Origin of the sequence: Arthrobacter sp. Edens01, from assembly GCF_001307035.1 — a bacterium.
In the GTDB taxonomy this organism is placed as follows: domain Bacteria; phylum Actinomycetota; class Actinomycetes; order Actinomycetales; family Micrococcaceae; genus Arthrobacter_B.
The window spans coordinates 661178-677319 of the sequence record NZ_LKIU01000002.1 but is presented as its reverse complement, the minus strand read 5'-3'; the positions used below and the strand labels follow the sequence as shown (position 1 = coordinate 677319).

The window sequence follows — 16142 nt, the reverse complement described above, 5'->3', positions numbered from 1 at the left end:
CCGAGAAAGACGCGCGCCGTCAAACCTTGTGACAAACACGACAGGGAAACAGTCCAACGAGTGGCGAACCAGCGGCCAGGAACAAGCGGTGATCTGCGCATCCCCTCAGCGCATGGGCGTCAGCCTCAGAAAGCCTTGGTGTCCCCACTTGTCCGCGAAGTCCATGCGATGACCGGCTTGGAGAACAGCAGCAGGATGACTGCCGCAGCGGGCAGGAGCAGCACCAACCCAACCAGCACCACACCGCCCTGCAGGGTCGGCACGGCAATAACGATCATGAACAGCTGCCAGACCAGTGCTGCAGCACGCGTCCAGCGCATGCCCCTGAAGAAGAAGTGGCCAACCACCAGCAGCCATACGGCCACAAGGACGATCAGGAACAGGCTGAAGACAGCTCCTCCGAAAGAGGTCGCTGTGGAGTTGATCAGGTTGTAGACGTACCAGCCCGCAACTCCCAAAAGGGCAAGTGCCTCAAAGACCAGAATGGCCGAAATCAGGACAACTGCGCCCGGGCGCGACTGTTGGGCCGGGGAATTTTGGGGTCTTGACACACTGGCACCATACCGGACATAGTCGAGGGGCAGCGACCGGTTAGGGATCCTAGAGGACCGAGGCCACGGGCCTTTGTGACGCATCACTCATCATTTCCGGCAGATTAACAGCTTGTTAACCCTTGTTTGCGTTTCCATCGCGTGACACCCTTGTAGAGGGGAATCAGGGGCCGAAACCGGCCCCTTTAGTTTGTGGTTGCTCGTGAATGTTTTCACAAACAAGCGGAGTCAACTTTTCAGAGGAGATAGTGATTAGCATGGATTGGCGGAGCCGCGCAGCATGTCTGGACAAGGATCCGGAGCTGTTCTTCCCCGTAGGGAACACCGGCCCGGCTCTTCTTCAGATTGAAGAGGCCAAGAGCGTTTGCCGCCGGTGCCCGGTAATCGATACCTGCCTGCAGTGGGCAATCGAGACCGGACAGGACGCCGGTGTTTGGGGCGGCATGAGCGAAGACGAGCGCCGTGCGCTGAAGCGCCGTGCCGCTAGGGCACGCCGGGCTTCCTAGGGGACCCGGAAGAGGACCAACCGGACCTCCTTAAGACTTACCGGGCACCCCCGCCCGGACCAAAGAAGGGCCGCTGCCGGATGGCAGCGGCCCTTCTTTGTGGGCGTGGAAAGTGGCCTAGCGCCGGCGGGCGCCGTCCAGCCCGATCTGGATCGTCACCTCAGTACCTCCGCCCGGCCTCTTCGACCACTCAATGGTTCCGGCGAGCTCACTCTGGACCAGCGTCCGGACGATCTGGAGGCCCAGCCCTTCCCTCCGCGGTTCGTCAGGCAGCCCAACGCCGTCGTCAGCGACGGTAACCGTCAGGTTCTCTTCGCCGTCTTTGCCCTGGTGGCGTTCAGCATTCAGCCATACGGTGCCGTTTTCCTTACCGGCGAGCCCATGCTCGACGGCGTTGGTCACCAGTTCGTTGATCACCAGGGCAAGCGGCGTGGCCAGGTCGCTTGGCAGCTCACCGAAGGTGCCCTGCCGTTCGGTGCGGACTGCCTGCGACGGTGAGGCAACTTCGGCCGAAAGGCGGAACTGGCGGTCGATCAGCTCGTCAAAGTCAACATTCTGGGTCAGGCCCTGGGACAGCGTCTCATGGACCAGCGCGATCGTTGAGACCCGTCGCATGGCCTGGGCCAGGCCCTGCTTGCCTTCTTCGCTCTCCATCCGCCGGGACTGCATGCGCAGCAGCGCTGCCACCGTCTGAAGGTTGTTCTTCACCCGGTGATGGATCTCGCGGATGGTCGCGTCCTTGGACACAAGTTCCATTTCCCGCCGACGCAGCTCCGAAACGTCGCGGCACAGCACCAGCGCGCCGAACCGTTCCTTCTCATCGCGCAGCGGGATGGCCCGCAGGGACAGGCTCACTCCCCTCGACTCGATCTCGGTGCGCCACGGCATCCGCCCGGTGACCACCAGCGGCAGCGTTTCGTCCACCATCCTGCGGTCCTTGAGCAGCGCCGTCGTGATTTCAGCAAGCGGCCTGCCTTCCAGCGTTTCCATGTCGCCAAGGCGGCGGAACGCGGAGACCCCGTTGGGGCTGGCATACTGCACCACTCCCTGGGCATCGAGCCGGATCAGTCCGTCGCCCACGCGTGGGGCGCCGCGGCGGGACCCTGTGGGTGTGGCGAAGTCCGGCCACAGTCCCAGCGTGCCCATCCGCAGCAGGTCATAGGCGCACTGCCGGTAGGTGAGCTCAAGCCGTGAGGGCATCCGGGAACTCGAAAGGTCCATGTGGGAGGTAACGACGGCGAGCGTGCGCCCGTTGCGGACGAACGGAATCGCTTCCACCCGCATCGCCGTCTCCGTGGTCCAGTTCGTCTCGCTGGAGCGCTCAATGGTCTGGGACTTCCAGGCCTTGTCCACCAGAGGTTGCAGGTCGGCACGGATACGCTCGCCCACGAAGTCGCTGTGGAACACAGTATGCGACGTCGATGGGCGGGCATGTGCCAGCGCCACGTAGGTGCCTTCGGGCAGCGGAAACCACAGGGCGAGGTCAGCGAACGCGAGGTCCGCAACCAGCTGCCAGTCCCCCACCAGCAGGTGCAGCCACTCAGCATCGCCCGGACCGAAATCCGCGTGGTCCTTGATCGGGTCGGTAAATATCGCCATATCGGAGGTCCGTCAGCGCCTTACGATCGAGCGCAGCAGGCGCAGGGCAACCGAAAGGGAAGCCATGTCATCCTGCTCCAGCTGGTTTACCTCGGCGAACATCTTGGTGGCTCGCTCAAGGTTGTCTGCGTTTTCCTGCTCCCAGGCTTCCACCCGGGCTACGGGTTCCTCACCCTCCATGGATGGGGTGGCCTGCAGGGCCGCCACAGTCATGTCCGCGACCGTGGAGTACAGGTCATCGCGCAGGGCGGCGCGGGCCAGTGCCTGCCACCGGTCGCCGCGGGGCAGCTTGGTGATGCGCTCCAGCAGGTCGTCGATCCCGTAGCGGTCGTAAACCGCGTAGTAGACGGCGGCAATGTTCTCTGCGGGTTCCTGGACCTGCCGGGTCGCCAGGGCGACGTCCAGCAGGCCGTAGCTTTCGAACTGCTCCGCCCAGTAGGTGCCAAGTTCCTTGGGCACGTCCCAGCCGGATGCCTTCTCCAGGGCGGCTTCAACCCGGTCCCGGTCAGCTCCGCACATAAAGCGCATGAGGTCTTTCCGGAGCGGTTCGACGATCGGCTTGAAAGCCTGGATGTCCTCGTCGATGGAGCTGCCTCGTCCCACATGGTTCACGAACCAGCGCACGGCACGGTCCAGCAGCCGGCGCATGTCCAGGTGGATGGAGGTCCAGGTCTCGGTCGGGAAGCTGGCGGGCAGCTCTCCCAGTGCCGCAACGACGTCGTCAATCGCGTAGATTTCGCGCAGCGCGCTGAAGGCACGGGCAACCGTGGCCTCGGTAGCTGAGGTCTCTTCCATGACCCGGAAGGCGAAGGTGATTCCGCCGATGTTGATCATGTCGTTGGCGACCATGGTGGAGATGATTTCGCGCCGCAGCGGATGGGTATCCAGCTGGTCATCGAAGCGTTCCACCAGCTGTTTGGGGAAGTACCGGCGCAGCGTCCTGCGGAAGTACGGGTCGTCTGCCAGGTCGGAGGCTGTAAGCGCCCGGGTCAGCTCGATCTTGGCGTAGGCAGCCAGCACCGAGAGCTCCGGAGCACTCAGGCCGTGGCCTTCGGCAACACGGGCACGCAGTTCGTCCTTGGTCGGCAGGGCTTCCAGGGCACGGTCCAGCCCGGCGTGTTCCTCGAGCCAGTCCATCAGCCGTTCAAAGCTGGGGCTCCACTCGATTACCCGCTGGCGGTCATTCAGCAGCAGCATGTTCTGGTCGATGTTGTCCTGCAGCACCAGGCGTCCGACCTCATCGGTCATCGAATGCAGGAAGGCGGAGCGCTCGGACGCGTCCAGCCTGCCCGCAGCAACCATACGGTCCACGAAGATCTTGATGTTCACTTCGTGGTCGGAGCAGTCCACGCCCGCTGAGTTGTCGATCGCGTCAGTGTTCAGGATGACTCCGGACAGGGCAGCTTCGATGCGGCCGCGCTGGGTCATGCCCAGGTTGCCGCCCTCGCCGATGACCTTGGCCCGGACGTCGCGTCCGTCAATTCGGATCGCGTCGTTGGCCTTGTCCCCCACCTCGGCGTTCGTTTCGGCGGACGCCTTGATGTACGTACCGATGCCGCCGTTGTACAGCAGGTCGACGGGTGCCTTGAGGATCGTCCTGAGGAGTTCCGGCGGGCTCAGGCGCGTCACCGACGCGTCCAGGCCGAGGACCTCACGTACCTGGGCACTGATCGGGATGCTCTTGGACTGGCGGGGGAACACCCCGCCTCCTTCGCTGATCAGGTTTTCGTCGTAATCAGCCCAGGACGAGCGCGGCAATTCGAAGAGCCTGCGCCGTTCAGCATGCGAGCGCGCAGCGTCCGGATTGGGATCCAGGAACACATGGCGGTGGTCGAAGGCCGCTACCAGGCGGATGTGCTTGGACAGCAGCATGCCGTTGCCAAACACGTCGCCGCTCATGTCGCCCACGCCCACAACGGTGAAGTCCTCGTTCTGGGTGTCGACTCCGAGTTCGCTGAAGTGGCGCTTCACGGATTCCCAGGCACCGCGGGCGGTAATGCCCATGGCCTTGTGGTCGTACCCCACGGATCCGCCTGATGCGAAGGCATCGCCGAGCCAGAAACCGTATTCCGCGGAGAGTGCGTTGGCGATGTCGGAGAATGACGCAGTGCCCTTGTCAGCGGCAACAACGAGGTAGCTGTCGTCACCGTCGTGCCGCACCACGTTCTCCGGCGGACGGACCTGCTCGCCGTCTTCGGTGACAACAAGGTTGTCGGTAATGTCCAGGAGCCCCCGGATGAACGTGCGGTAGCTTTCCTTGCCTTCTTCCATCCAGGCACCGCGGTCCTGGGCAGGATCAGGAAGCTGCTTCGCGTAGAACCCTCCCTTGGCCCCGGTTGGAACAATGACGGCGTTCTTCACGGTCTGTGCCTTGACCAGCCCGAGGATTTCAGTGCGGAAGTCCTCCCGGCGGTCAGACCAGCGCAGACCGCCGCGGGCCACTTCGCCGAAGCGGAGGTGCACACCTTCCACCCGCGGGGAGTAAACCCAGATCTCATACTTCGGCCGAGGGAACGGCGCCCCGTCGATTGCCGCCGTGTTGAGCTTGTGGCTCACGTACGGCTTGTCCTGGTAGAAGTTGGTGCGCAGTGTGGCTTCGATGAGGTTGGCGAAGGTCCGCAGGACGCGGTCCGCGTCCAGGGTGGGAACCTGTTCCAGCCCTGCGTCGAGATCGCTGCGGGCGGCTTCCATTTCCGCGGCACGCTTCTCATCCTCGAGCGACGGGTCGAACCGGGCCCGGAACATGCGGCCCAGTGCGCCGGTCACCCGCGGGTTGCCCATCAGTGTGTCCGCAATGAAACCGTAAGAGTTCGTGTTGCCCATCTGGCGCATGTACTTGGCGTAGCTGCGGAACATCACAACTTCCCGCCAGCCGAGGCCCTGCCCAAGGATCAGCCGCTCCAGGGCATCGGATTCGCTGGCTCCGGAAATTCCGGCCCGGAAAGCTGCTGCCAGGAGGCTTCCGGTTTCCAGCGGATCCACACCTGGGCGGTAACGCAGCCCGAGATCGTAGAGGAAGAGTTCAACCCCGTCCTGCCGTTTGATCTCAAACGGACGCTCGTCAAGGACTTCCAGGCCGAGGTTGTGCAGGAAGGGCAGGATCTGAGTCAGTGAGCGCGGTTCGAGCAGGTACAGCTTGACCCGTGCGTCAGCGCTGTCCGCCCCGCCTGCGGGCAGGTAGACAAAGAGCTCCGGCGCCGTCTCCGTATTCTGCAGACGGTCCTCGAACCGGGCGATGTCCTCCAGCGCGTCTTCAACTTCGTAGCCGACGCGGTAATCCATGGGGAAGGCGTCCCCCCACAGGGCAGAGAGCTGTTCGGCCTGCTCGCGTTCGAACTTCCCGCGCAGCACCTCGTCGATACCTTCGGACCAGGACCGGGTGGCGTTGACCAGCCTGCGCTCCAGCGCCGCTGCGTCTACGTCGCCGATCTCCGCACCCTTGGGCAGGCGGATTCGGAAGAACAGGCGTGCGAGCGCCGATTCAGTCAGCCGCGCCTCGTAGTCGATTGACTCTGCGCTGAAAGTAGCCCGCAGCTCGTCCTGGATGCGCAGACGCACCGAGGTGGTGTAGCGGTCACGGGGCAGGAACACGAGGGCAGACATGAACCGGCCGTATACATCCGGACGGAGGAACAGCCGTGTCCGGCGGCGCTCCTGCAGACGCAGGATCCCCTGGGCCGTCTCCAGCAGGCTGTCCGCGTCCATCTGGAAGAGTTCGTCCCGGGGGAACGTCTCCATGATGGAGAGCAGGTCCTTGCCGGAGTGTGAATCGGCGGGGAAGCCGGCGCGGCGCATGACGTCCTGCACCTTGTCCCGCAGGATAGGTATCTCCCGGACTGAACCCGTGTAGGCCCCGGTGGCGAACAGACCAATGAAACGGCGTTCGCCGTTGACGTTTCCGTCCGCGTCGAAGCGCTTCACGCCGATGTAATCGAAGTAGGCAGCACGGTGGACCGTTGACCGGGAGTTCGCCTTGGTGATTACCAGGGCACGCTTCTCGCGTGCCTTGGCCCTGCCAGCGGTTGTCAGGTGCTGGACCTTGCCTGCCTCCGAACGACGGCGGAGCAGGCCCAGTCCGGTGCCGGAGGAGGCTCGGAGCACGTCCTCTCCGTCCTCGTTGAGCAGGTCGTACTCCCGGTAGCCGAGGAACGTGAAGTTTCCGTCATCCAGCCAGGTCAGCAGTTCCCGGGCCTGCTGGAGATCCGGGATCCCGGGTCCGGCGGTGGCCAGTTCAGCAGCGATCTCGTGGACCTTCGCCCGCATGCCGGACCAGTCCTTGACGGCCAGCCGCACGTCGTCCAGGACCCGGACCAGGCCGTCAACCATGTCCTTGCGCCGGCTCTCATCGGTAAGCCTGGGAACCTCGACGGCGATCCAGGATTCAATGCGCGTGGTCGCTCCGCTTCCGCCCAGCAGGCCTGATATATCCGGAAGCGCGGCCGTGTCTCCGCTGGAGATGCCGGCAGCGTTGGGCACGCGTTTCACCTGCTGGAGGGTGTCGCTGTCCTTGTGGCGGGTCGCGAGGAAGGTGGGGTGGACCATCAGCCGGATGCCGCTGTTCTGCCGCACGATTTCTGCAGTGACGGAGTCCACGAGGAAAGGCATGTCATCGGTGACGATGAGGATGACGCTGGCATCGCCCTGGTCGAAGACATCAACGGCAGCAGTTCCCTCGGCACGGGTCCAGGCAAGTGACCGGTGCGCCTCTGCCCGCTCCCGCAGTGCCTGCGGAGGGTAGAGAGCGGCATCTTCCGCCGCCAGGTGCTCGTAGTAATTCCCGATGAAATCCTCGAGGGAAGTATCCGAACTGGAAAGATCCGTGGAGTTGGACCCAGACGACATTTAATACGCCTCCGAAATTCGCCGCTTAGTACAGACCGCTCCGTTGCGGCCCGTTTGATACGAGCCTATCCCTTTGGGAAAGAAAAGGTCACTTTGCGGGAATCCGGCGCCGTCTGCGCCGTTTGACGCGGCCACTTGCAGGAACGTTTGCCAGTGCCGCAATCGCTGTTCGCAGGGCGGATGACGGTGCTGCTTCAAGGAGTACTGCCCCGGAACGCAGCGCGGCGTCGGCTGCATCCCAGTCTGCCGGCAGGAACGCGTCGATTTGGCCGGGCCCAAACCGCGCCCAGGCCTCGCTGAGCTGGCGTTCGGGAGACCTGCCGGTAACCGAAGCACGCACCTTGTTCATCACAACCAGCGGGGAAGCCGACGGGACAGCGTTTTCCAACTCTGCGAGCGCCCTGACCAGCCGCGGCACGCCCAGCGGATCTGCCGCCCCGACCGCGTAAACCGTATCCGCGTGCTCCAGGGCCACCAGCGTTGCTGCATTGCGGCGAGGGGCCATAGTGTCAAAGCTCAGCTCCTCGTCTGCTTCGAGGCTGAACCCGCAGTCCACCACCGTGATCTCCGCGAGGCTCCTGGCCTCTTCAAGTACGCGGGCCAGCGCCGTACCCCGGATTTCTATCCAGCGGTCCGCGCGGGTAACTCCGGTCAGGACCCGCAGACGGGCCGCCCTGACGTCCACCTGGACCGCACTCGCCTCCAGTCCCGCCGGTTCCAGCAGGCCCTGGTCAGCCAGCCGGCAGGCCTGCGCGAGGCCAGCCGATTCTTCTGTCAGTCCCAGCATTGCCGCGACGCTGGGCCCGTAGGTGTCTGCGTCTACAAGGAGCACCTGACTGCCCGCAGCAGCGGCTTCCGCGGCCAGGTTGACGGCCAGGGTTGTTCGCCCGGGGCTGCCTGCCGGACCCCAGACCGCCACGATCTTTCCCTGCCGGTGATTCTGCGAGTCAGAGCTTCCTCCGGATGTGCCGCCGGCAAGTTCCCAGGAACGCAGGGAGTCGGCCGGGTCTGCCAGCGCGGATGCCGCACCTTCTTCCCTGCCGCGGGCCTCCATGGACTGGACAGCCGAGGCCACGAGCTCAGCCAGCGCCGGTGAATCGAGGTTCCGGGACGCGCAGCGGACGCCGAGCTGCTCGAACCGGCTGCGCGCTGCCTGGTCATCGGCGAGGACCACAAGCGCCACGCCCGCTGCTGCCACCCGGTCTGCGAGGCTGGCAGTCAGCTCGCCGGCGTCGTCGTCAACAATCGCAGCGCGCGCCATACCGCTTTGGCAGGCCGCTATGAGCTCCGAAAGTTCGGTGCAGCGGCGAATCACGGTAACGGGGCCCTGAAGCCGCTCGAGCCCCTGCACCAGGTCCGCCGTCCCGCTGCCTGAGGTCACCACCGGGATGGCGCTCATCCCGCGGAAGGATTCGGAACGACGGCGATCTTCGCCTGATTGGACAGAGCACCCAGCAGCGCAGGCAGATCCTGGTCCTCCACAAGGACCAGGAGCCGGGTTGAATCGGCTCCCCCGATTACCGAATCCGACACAGAGAGCTCGGAGATTTCTGCCGCTTCAAGCAGCCTCCGGGGTTCGCTGTAGCCGTTCTGCCCGTTCGGGAGGGAGGCCCAGACATCCACCCTGTCTCCGGCGCGGATTCCGCTGGGCAGGGGCGCCTGAACATCCAGGCCGAGGGGCTTGCGGTCCAGTTTGTCTGCCTCCGTGAGGTCCGCTTTGACCAGCAGCTCTCCGCTCCGCAGCAGGTTTCCCGCCACCGCGTCCTGCGGGAATGGGTCCCCGGCGGAAACATACGTTCCTTCAAGCCCGCCGAGGGACACCTGGACCACGTCAAAGTCTGCTGCCTTCAGGGCGGTTCCTACCGGAAGGTCCCGTGAGGCAGCCAGCACCTGCGTTGTCCTGTCCTGGCTCGCCAGCAGGGCACTGACTCCCGCCACAGAGGCCAGGACAAGCAGGATTCCGAGCAGCAGGCGCGGATCCTTCCACGACGGTTTTTTCAGGCGCGGCGCAGCTGCGGCGGGCGCCGCCGTCTTGAGACTCATACTTCCCCCTTGGTTTTCAGCCTCCCTGCGGAGTGTTGGAGGTCATTGTGGCCCGGAACAGGCAGTATGGAAACGGGTGGAACCCGGAAAATGTGGATAACAGCTGCGCGGTGCACTCTGGTGGCAGACTTGCCACGGCGGGGAAAATGCCGGAAAGGGTTGATGGTGGGCGCAATGGTGGAGAAACGGTTCCTCACACTTGCTGACGTGGGCGAGGTCCTGAACATCTCTTCGTCCCAGACGTATGCGCTGGTGCGGTCCGGTGAGCTGCCTGCAATCCAGGTCGGAGGCCGGGGCCAGTGGCGGGTCGAAACCGCCAAGCTCGAGGAGTACATCGCCGGTGCCTACCGCCGTGCCGAAGCTGCGCGTGCTGCGCTGCCCCAGGACGAGGGCGCAGAAGCCTAGCCTCTCCCGAAGATCCCAGCCTCGCCCGAGGCCTGTTACCGGATAGTACTGACCGCGGCCACCTGCCCCAGGGGGATCACCCGGTAAGAGGAGATGTTCTCCCGCCGCCGGGCCGCGCCCGGCTCCACTGCTGCGAACTCCAGGAAGTCCCGCCCGACGCGGTCAATACTGCCGTGCAGCGGCTGCTGTCCTGACCGGAGCTGCAGGCCAACCGGATAGCGGTCCCGCGCGAGACCACGCAATGCGGAGACCAAACGCAGCTGCACAGTCGGTGCGGCCTGGACTGAATATCGGTTCATTCCCTCGATCATGGACACCGCGTCAAGCGCCACTACATGCGAACCCGCTGCTGATTCCAGCAGGAACCAGTCAGCACCCAGCTGCCCCAGAACCCCGTTCAACGGTCCGCCGGCCAGCCCCAGGTAGACGCTCAGGCTCCTGCCCCGCTGCGCACGGAGCCTCGCAGCCAGGTCCAGCCCTGCAACTTCTCCCCGCTGCCGGTCGGCTATTTCCGCCTCAAGGTCAGCCTGGCCGGCTGCAGCAAGCTGCGCCTCCAAATCCGTGAACAAAGCCTCCCACCTCATCGGGCAAGGCTAACGTGCCCTTTTCGGCCGCACCACTCTGGACAGGACGCTCATCAGTCTGTAGTAAAGGGGATCAACCTTCATCAAGTTCTGCCAAATCGCACGAAATTGCACCAAACCACATCAAAAACCACGAGCACGGTAAACGCATCAAACACATAGAAACCGAATCGAGCAACAAACACGGAGGTGCCCATGGCTCAGGACAGACCAGCACCAGGCAGGGTCCTTGAGGACCTGGTTCTCGCCGTCACTGCAGCGGGGCTAGGCGCACTCCTGCTTTGGGCAGGGACCCAGCTTGGCGCGGATCCCCGTGGGCTGTGGCCCTGGGCCCCGGGATCTGCACTTTCCCTGCCGGACCTTCAGACCTGCGCCGGACTCGGCGCCAGTTTCCTCGGCCTCCTGGTTCTGCTCTGGTGGGCCGCGGGCCTTGCGGCAGGCTTCATCGCAGCGATCCTCTGGCGCAGCGGCAACCCCGGGGCAGCCCGAGCCGTCGGCCGCCTGAGCCCGGCCTTCCTGCGGAGGCTGGCAGCGGCAGCGCTCGGACTGCAGCTGGTGGCTGTTCCCCTTCCAGCCCTGGCCGGCGGCACTGAGAACACGACGTCGATCGGTGCTGTTGCTTCTTCCCCGGTGGATCCAGTCTGGCGCCCGTCAGCTGCCGGTGCAGACGCCGCCACCCGTTCCTCTCCGGCAGCAGACCCTACGTGGCAGCCTTCCGGCCAGCTGAACGGCTCGCTGCTCATCCCACGCGCCCCGCGGCCTGCCCAGACCGCCGAAACCGTCACCGTTGCGGCCGGGGACACGCTGTGGGCGCTGGCCGCAGCACAGCTCGGTCCTTCTGCGGCCGAGGCGGAGATTTCCCGGCACTGGCCCCGCTGGTACCACCTCAACCGTTCTGTCATCGGCCCGGATCCGAACGTGATAATCCCCGGACAGGTTCTGGCTGTCCCTCCCCCGCCCGCTGACTACTAACTGGTCCATCGGAAAGGACACCCCCATGAGCATCCTGATCGTTCTCCCCGCGCCGGGAGAGGCTTCCCCGGAACTGTCCAGGGCCAGCGGAGAACCCCTTCCAGTATTCAGCACCGTGCCTGGCCAGGCCCCACCGGTCCTCCCGCAGCGGCATCCGGCCGTCATAAGGGAACTGCGCCCCGCCCCGGCTAAGACGGAAGCGAACTGGTCCAGCTCCCCGGAAGACGACGCCCGGATTGAGGCAATCTCCCGCTCAGTCACAATGGGGGCGCTTGAGGTCCTCGCCGGAACACGTCCGCTTCAGCAGCTGGCCCGCTGGATGGATTTTGAGGAGTTTGAACGGCTGCAGCTGCGTACCAACCTGGTCCGCGGGCGGGAAGGGACCCGGCTGCACCGGAACGTGCGAATCCTCAGGGTCCGCGTGTGCCCGGTGGCACCCGGGGTCTACGAAACCGCCGTTGCCGCGGCAGAAACGGACAGAGTCCGCGCCGTAGCTCTCCGTCTGGAGCTGCGGCGCGGACTCTGGAAAGTTGCGGCCCTGGAAATCGGGTGACGCTACTCTGGAAAGTTGCGGCCCTGGAAATCGGGTGACGCTACTTGCGCCGTTTCTTCTTGGCGCGGTTGTCCTTGCGGGAAGGAGACGGGGACTGTGCACTGCCCGGCTTCGCCGCGGCTGTGCGTTCCACCCGGGTCTCCACCTGGCCCTGGCTGTTCGGTGCAGAGAACTGCAGGCTGGCCGGACGCTCGGGAGCGTCCAGACCCGGAGCCTTGATCACGGGGGCGCCAACGACGCCGCGTGCGTCCTTGATTCCCTGCAGCGCCTCGGGGGCTGCGGGCTGGGTGACCTGGACTTCAACGTTGAACAGGTAACGGATGCTCTCCTCGCGGATCGCCTCCATCATCGTCTGGAACATCACGAAACCTTCGCGCTGGTACTCAACCAGCGGATCGCGCTGTGCCATCGCCCGCAGGCCGATGCCTTCCTTGAGGTAGTCCATCTCGTAGAGGTGTTCCTGCCATTTCCGGCCGATCACAGAGAGGACAACACGCCGCTCGAGTTCGCGCATTGCGGCCGAGCCGATGGCGTCTTCGCGTGCCTGGTAGGCAAGCCGGGCGTCAGAGAGGATTTCATCCAGCAGGAAGTCCCGGGTCAGGCTGGAACGGCCGCCTGCCTCGTCGATGACCTCATCGATGGTGAGTCCGATGGGGTAGACAATCTTCAGGTTCTTCCACAGCGTCTCGAGGTCCCAGTCATCGCCGTGTCCTTCGGCCGTTGCATCGTTGACGACGGCGGTGATCACGTCTTCGAGGAAGAACCCGATCTTTTCCTGCAGGTCGTCGCCTTCGAGGATGCGGCGCCGGTCCCCGTAGATGGCTTCGCGCTGGCGGTTGAGAACGTCGTCGTACTTCAGGACGTTCTTGCGCTGCTCGGCGTTCCGGGCCTCAACCTGGCCCTGGGCGTTCTGGATGGCCTTGGAAACGAGCTTCGATTCCAGCGCGACGTCGTCAGGCATGGAGGAGCTGTTCATGATCCGCTCTGCTGCGCCGGAGTTGAACAGGCGCATCAGGTCATCGGTCAGCGACAGGTAGAACCGGGATTCACCCGGGTCGCCCTGACGTCCGGAGCGGCCGCGCAGCTGGTTGTCGATTCGCCGCGACTCGTGGCGCTCGGTGCCCAGCACGTAGAGTCCGCCCAGCGCACGAACTTCGTCGTGCTCGGCAGCAACCGCTTCCTGTGCCTTCTCAAGGGCGGCAGGCCAGGCTGCTTCGTAGGCCTCCGGGTCCTCGGCGGGATCCAGTCCGCGGCTGTTCAGCTCCGCAACGGCATTGAACTCTGCGTTACCGCCAAGCATGATGTCGGTACCGCGGCCGGCCATGTTGGTTGCCACTGTAACCGCACCCTTGCGGCCGGCCTGTGCGACGATGGCCGCTTCACGCGCATGGTTCTTGGCGTTCAGGACCTCGTGCCGGATGCCGGCCTTGGCGAGCTGCTTGGAAAGGTATTCACTCTTCTCCACGCTGGTGGTGCCCACGAGGACGGGCTGGCCGGAGGCGTGCCGTTCGGCGATGTCCTTGACGACGGCGTCGAACTTGGCGACTTCGTTCTTGTAGATCAGGTCCGACTGGTCAAGGCGCGCCATCGGCTTGTTGGTCGGAATGGGTACAACGCCGAGCTTGTAGGTGCTCATGAACTCGGCGGCTTCAGTTTCGGCCGTGCCGGTCATGCCCGCGAGCTTTTCGTAGAGGCGGAAGTAGTTCTGCAGCGTGACGGTCGCCAGTGTCTGGTTCTCGGCCTTGATCTGCACCCCTTCCTTCGCCTCGATGGCCTGGTGCATGCCCTCGTTGTAGCGGCGCCCGGCGAGGATGCGTCCGGTGTGCTCGTCGACGATCAGGACCTCGCCCTTGAGGATGACGTAGTCCTTGTCCCGCTTGAAGAGCTCCTTCGCCTTGATGGCGTTGTTCAGGAAACCGATCAGGGGTGTGTTCGCAGCTTCGTAGAGGTTGGAAATGCCGAGGTAGTCCTCGACCTTTTCGATGCCGGACTCCAGCACACCCACGGTGCGCTTCTTTTCATCGACCTCATAGTCGACGTCCAGCGTCAGCCGCTGCACTACCTTGGCGAACTCCGTGTACCAGCGGTTGACATCGCCGCTGGCGGCGCCGGAGATGATGAGCGGGGTCCGCGCCTCATCGATGAGGATGGAGTCCACTTCATCGACGATTGCGAAGTGGTGTCCGCGCTGGACCAGCTCGTTGGAGCTCCAGGCCATGTTGTCGCGCAGGTAGTCGAACCCGAATTCGTTGTTGGTTCCGTAGGTAATGTCCGCTGCGTATTGCTCACGGCGGGTGGCCGGATCCTGGTTGGCAAGGATGCAGCCGGTGGACATGCCCAGGAAGCGGAAGACACGGCCCATCAGGTCTGACTGGTATTCAGCGAGGTAGTCGTTGACCGTGACCACGTGGACACCGCGGCCGGTCAGTGCGTTGAGGAAGGCCGGGGCCGTAGCCACCAGGGTCTTTCCTTCACCGGTCTTCATTTCGGCGATGTTGCCCAGGTGCAGGGCGGCGCCGCCCATCATCTGCACGTCGAAGTGCCGCATGCCGAGTGTCCGGCCGGCTGCTTCACGGACCAGGGCAAAGGCCTCGGGGAGCAGGTCGTCCAGGCTCTCACCGTCCGCGTGGCGTTCCTTGAGGTTATCCGTCTCGGCGCGCAGTTCGGCATCGGTCATGCCCTTGAACTCGTCCTCGAGCACGTTGATCGCATCGGCGTAGTTACGCAGTGTTTTCAGCGTCTTCTTGTCACCCGTGCGAAGAACTCGTTCGAGAAGTGATGCCACTGATTTGCTCCCAATCTAGTGTTGCCGAAATCTGGCGTCCCCAGTCTACGTGAGAGACGTCCGGCAGGTCGCCTTGGTTCCCGCATGGGGGTCATCCACGGTCAACTGCCAGTTTCAGGGCGGGCGCAAGGTTGCCCACAGGTCTTACCATAACCTCTGCGAGCCCCAGCCACTGTGCCATTAGCCGCAATTCCGCGGCAAGCTCAACGGCCGTGTCGTCCGGGGAACCGGGCTCGCTGTGGGCTGCCTGGACCAGCAGGGCCCGGCCGGCCCGGTCGGCTTTCAGGTCGACCCGTGCCACGATCGCCTCGCGCAGGAGGAACGGCAGTACGTAATACCCGTATTGGCGTTTGTGGGCGGGTGTGTAGATTTCGATCCGGTAATGGACACCGAAGACTGCCTGCAGCCGGCGCCGGTCAAAGACCAGCGAATCGAAGGGGCTCAGCAGGCCGCGCCCGTGGCACCGCCTCGGTGTCCCTGCCTCCGGGTGAAGGAAGACCGGATCTTTCCATCCCTCGACTGTGATTTCCTCCAAACGCCCCTGCAGTGCAAGGCGCCGGGCTGCGGCGAGCGTGTCCCGCAGCGGGAGGCGGAAATAGTCGGCGAGCATTGGTGCCGTCCCCAGGCCTATTGCCCGTGCCGCCGTTTCCGTTAGCCGCAGCAGGGCCTCGTCCCGGTCCGCCGGCTCCAGTGCCGCTTCGCCGTCAGGATGCACTGCGGCTGCGGGAGCATAGAGCCGTTCAAAGGCTGTTCCCCGTCCGGCCGATGAGATCAGTCCCTGTTCAAAAAGGTCCGACAGGACGCGTTTTGAATCAGTCCAGTTCCAGCCCCATGACTTGGTGCCGGGCTGTGTGCCATGACCAAGGACGGTCTCCACCTCCCGTGCAGACAGCGGATGCTTCTGCTGCAGGAGGCCCAGCACAGCTTCAGTGAGCTGGCTGCGCGGTTCCTCCGGCATCGAGGTGGCACGCACCCAGGTCCGGCGCTGCCACTGGCGCAGGTCTGCAAACAGATCCGGGCGGATGAAGCTGGCTTCATGGGCCCAGTATTCAACCATCCGGCGGGGATGCCGGGTGGACATCCGGTCCAGGGCAGCCCGGTCGTAGGCGCCCAGCCGGGTAAAGAGGGGTAGGTAGTGGCTGCGGGCCAGCACATTCACCGAGTCAATCTGCAGCAGCGCCAGCGCATCAAAAACGCGGCCCGCCTGCCCGGAAGTCGGGCGGACGGGCCGCGGTTTGGCTAGCTGCTGGGCACCGAGGATGGTGCGGCGTGCCCGGTCAAGGGAGAAGGCTGCTGGCATGC

The 16142-nt window shown here is 64.5% G+C and carries 12 protein-coding genes; 4 read left to right on the top strand and 8 right to left on the bottom strand.

The window, feature by feature from the left end; all coding sequences use genetic code 11:
* Positions 1-125: 125 nt before the first annotated feature.
* Positions 126-551, bottom strand: a complete 426-nt coding sequence (locus AO716_RS03550) for a hypothetical protein (protein ID WP_235471983.1) — start codon at positions 549-551, stop codon at positions 126-128.
* Between the two features lie 257 nt (positions 552-808).
* On the opposite strand from AO716_RS03550, the gene AO716_RS03545 reads away from it, so the two are divergent.
* Complete coding sequence (locus tag AO716_RS03545) at positions 809-1057, top strand: WhiB family transcriptional regulator (RefSeq protein WP_055239553.1); 249 nt, start codon at positions 809-811, stop codon at positions 1055-1057.
* A gap of 117 nt (positions 1058-1174) precedes the next feature.
* Here the strand turns inward: AO716_RS03545 and AO716_RS03540 are convergent, their stop codons facing one another.
* From AO716_RS03540 to AO716_RS03525, 4 genes are all read right to left on the bottom strand, one after another.
* Complete coding sequence (locus AO716_RS03540; protein ID WP_055239552.1) at positions 1175-2656, bottom strand: sensor histidine kinase; 1482 nt, start codon at positions 2654-2656, stop codon at positions 1175-1177.
* 12 nt (positions 2657-2668) lie between these two features.
* Positions 2669-7498, bottom strand: coding sequence for an NAD-glutamate dehydrogenase (locus AO716_RS03535; RefSeq protein WP_055239551.1), 4830 nt, complete (start codon positions 7496-7498; stop codon positions 2669-2671).
* A gap of 88 nt (positions 7499-7586) precedes the next feature.
* Positions 7587-8897 carry an AAA family ATPase gene (locus AO716_RS03530; protein ID WP_055239550.1) on the bottom strand — a complete coding sequence of 437 codons (1311 nt, stop codon included), beginning with the start codon at positions 8895-8897 and terminating at the stop codon, positions 7587-7589.
* Positions 8894-9541 (bottom strand): SAF domain-containing protein, encoded by a 648-nt coding sequence (locus tag AO716_RS03525; protein WP_055239549.1) that lies wholly within the window; start codon positions 9539-9541, stop codon positions 8894-8896. The genes AO716_RS03530 and AO716_RS03525 overlap by 4 nt, the downstream gene beginning before the upstream one ends.
* 174 nt (positions 9542-9715) lie before the next feature.
* On the opposite strand from AO716_RS03525, the gene AO716_RS03520 reads away from it, so the two are divergent.
* Positions 9716-9946 carry a helix-turn-helix domain-containing protein gene (locus tag AO716_RS03520; protein ID WP_055239754.1) on the top strand — a complete coding sequence of 77 codons (231 nt, stop codon included), beginning with the start codon at positions 9716-9718 and terminating at the stop codon, positions 9944-9946.
* A gap of 35 nt (positions 9947-9981) precedes the next feature.
* Here the strand turns inward: AO716_RS03520 and AO716_RS03515 are convergent, their stop codons facing one another.
* Positions 9982-10530: a hypothetical protein gene (locus AO716_RS03515; protein WP_055239548.1), complete on the bottom strand. Its 549-nt coding sequence runs from the start codon at positions 10528-10530 to the stop codon at positions 9982-9984.
* 195 nt (positions 10531-10725) lie between these two features.
* Here AO716_RS03515 and AO716_RS03510 point away from each other — a divergent pair, with 195 nt between their 5' ends.
* Entirely contained in the window at positions 10726-11502 is a 777-nt protein-coding gene (locus AO716_RS03510; protein WP_055239547.1) for a LysM peptidoglycan-binding domain-containing protein, read from the top strand.
* 25 nt (positions 11503-11527) lie between these two features.
* Positions 11528-12055 (top strand): Rv3235 family protein, encoded by a 528-nt coding sequence (locus tag AO716_RS17660; protein ID WP_055239546.1) that lies wholly within the window; start codon positions 11528-11530, stop codon positions 12053-12055.
* A 40-nt stretch (positions 12056-12095) separates the two neighbouring features.
* On the opposite strand, the gene secA is transcribed toward AO716_RS17660, so the two are convergent.
* Complete coding sequence (secA, locus tag AO716_RS03500) at positions 12096-14840, bottom strand: preprotein translocase subunit SecA (RefSeq protein WP_055239545.1); 2745 nt, start codon at positions 14838-14840, stop codon at positions 12096-12098.
* Between the two features lie 91 nt (positions 14841-14931).
* Positions 14932-16140, bottom strand: a complete 1209-nt coding sequence (locus tag AO716_RS03495) for a winged helix-turn-helix domain-containing protein (RefSeq protein WP_055239544.1) — start codon at positions 16138-16140, stop codon at positions 14932-14934.
* Positions 16141-16142 lie beyond the last annotated feature (2 nt).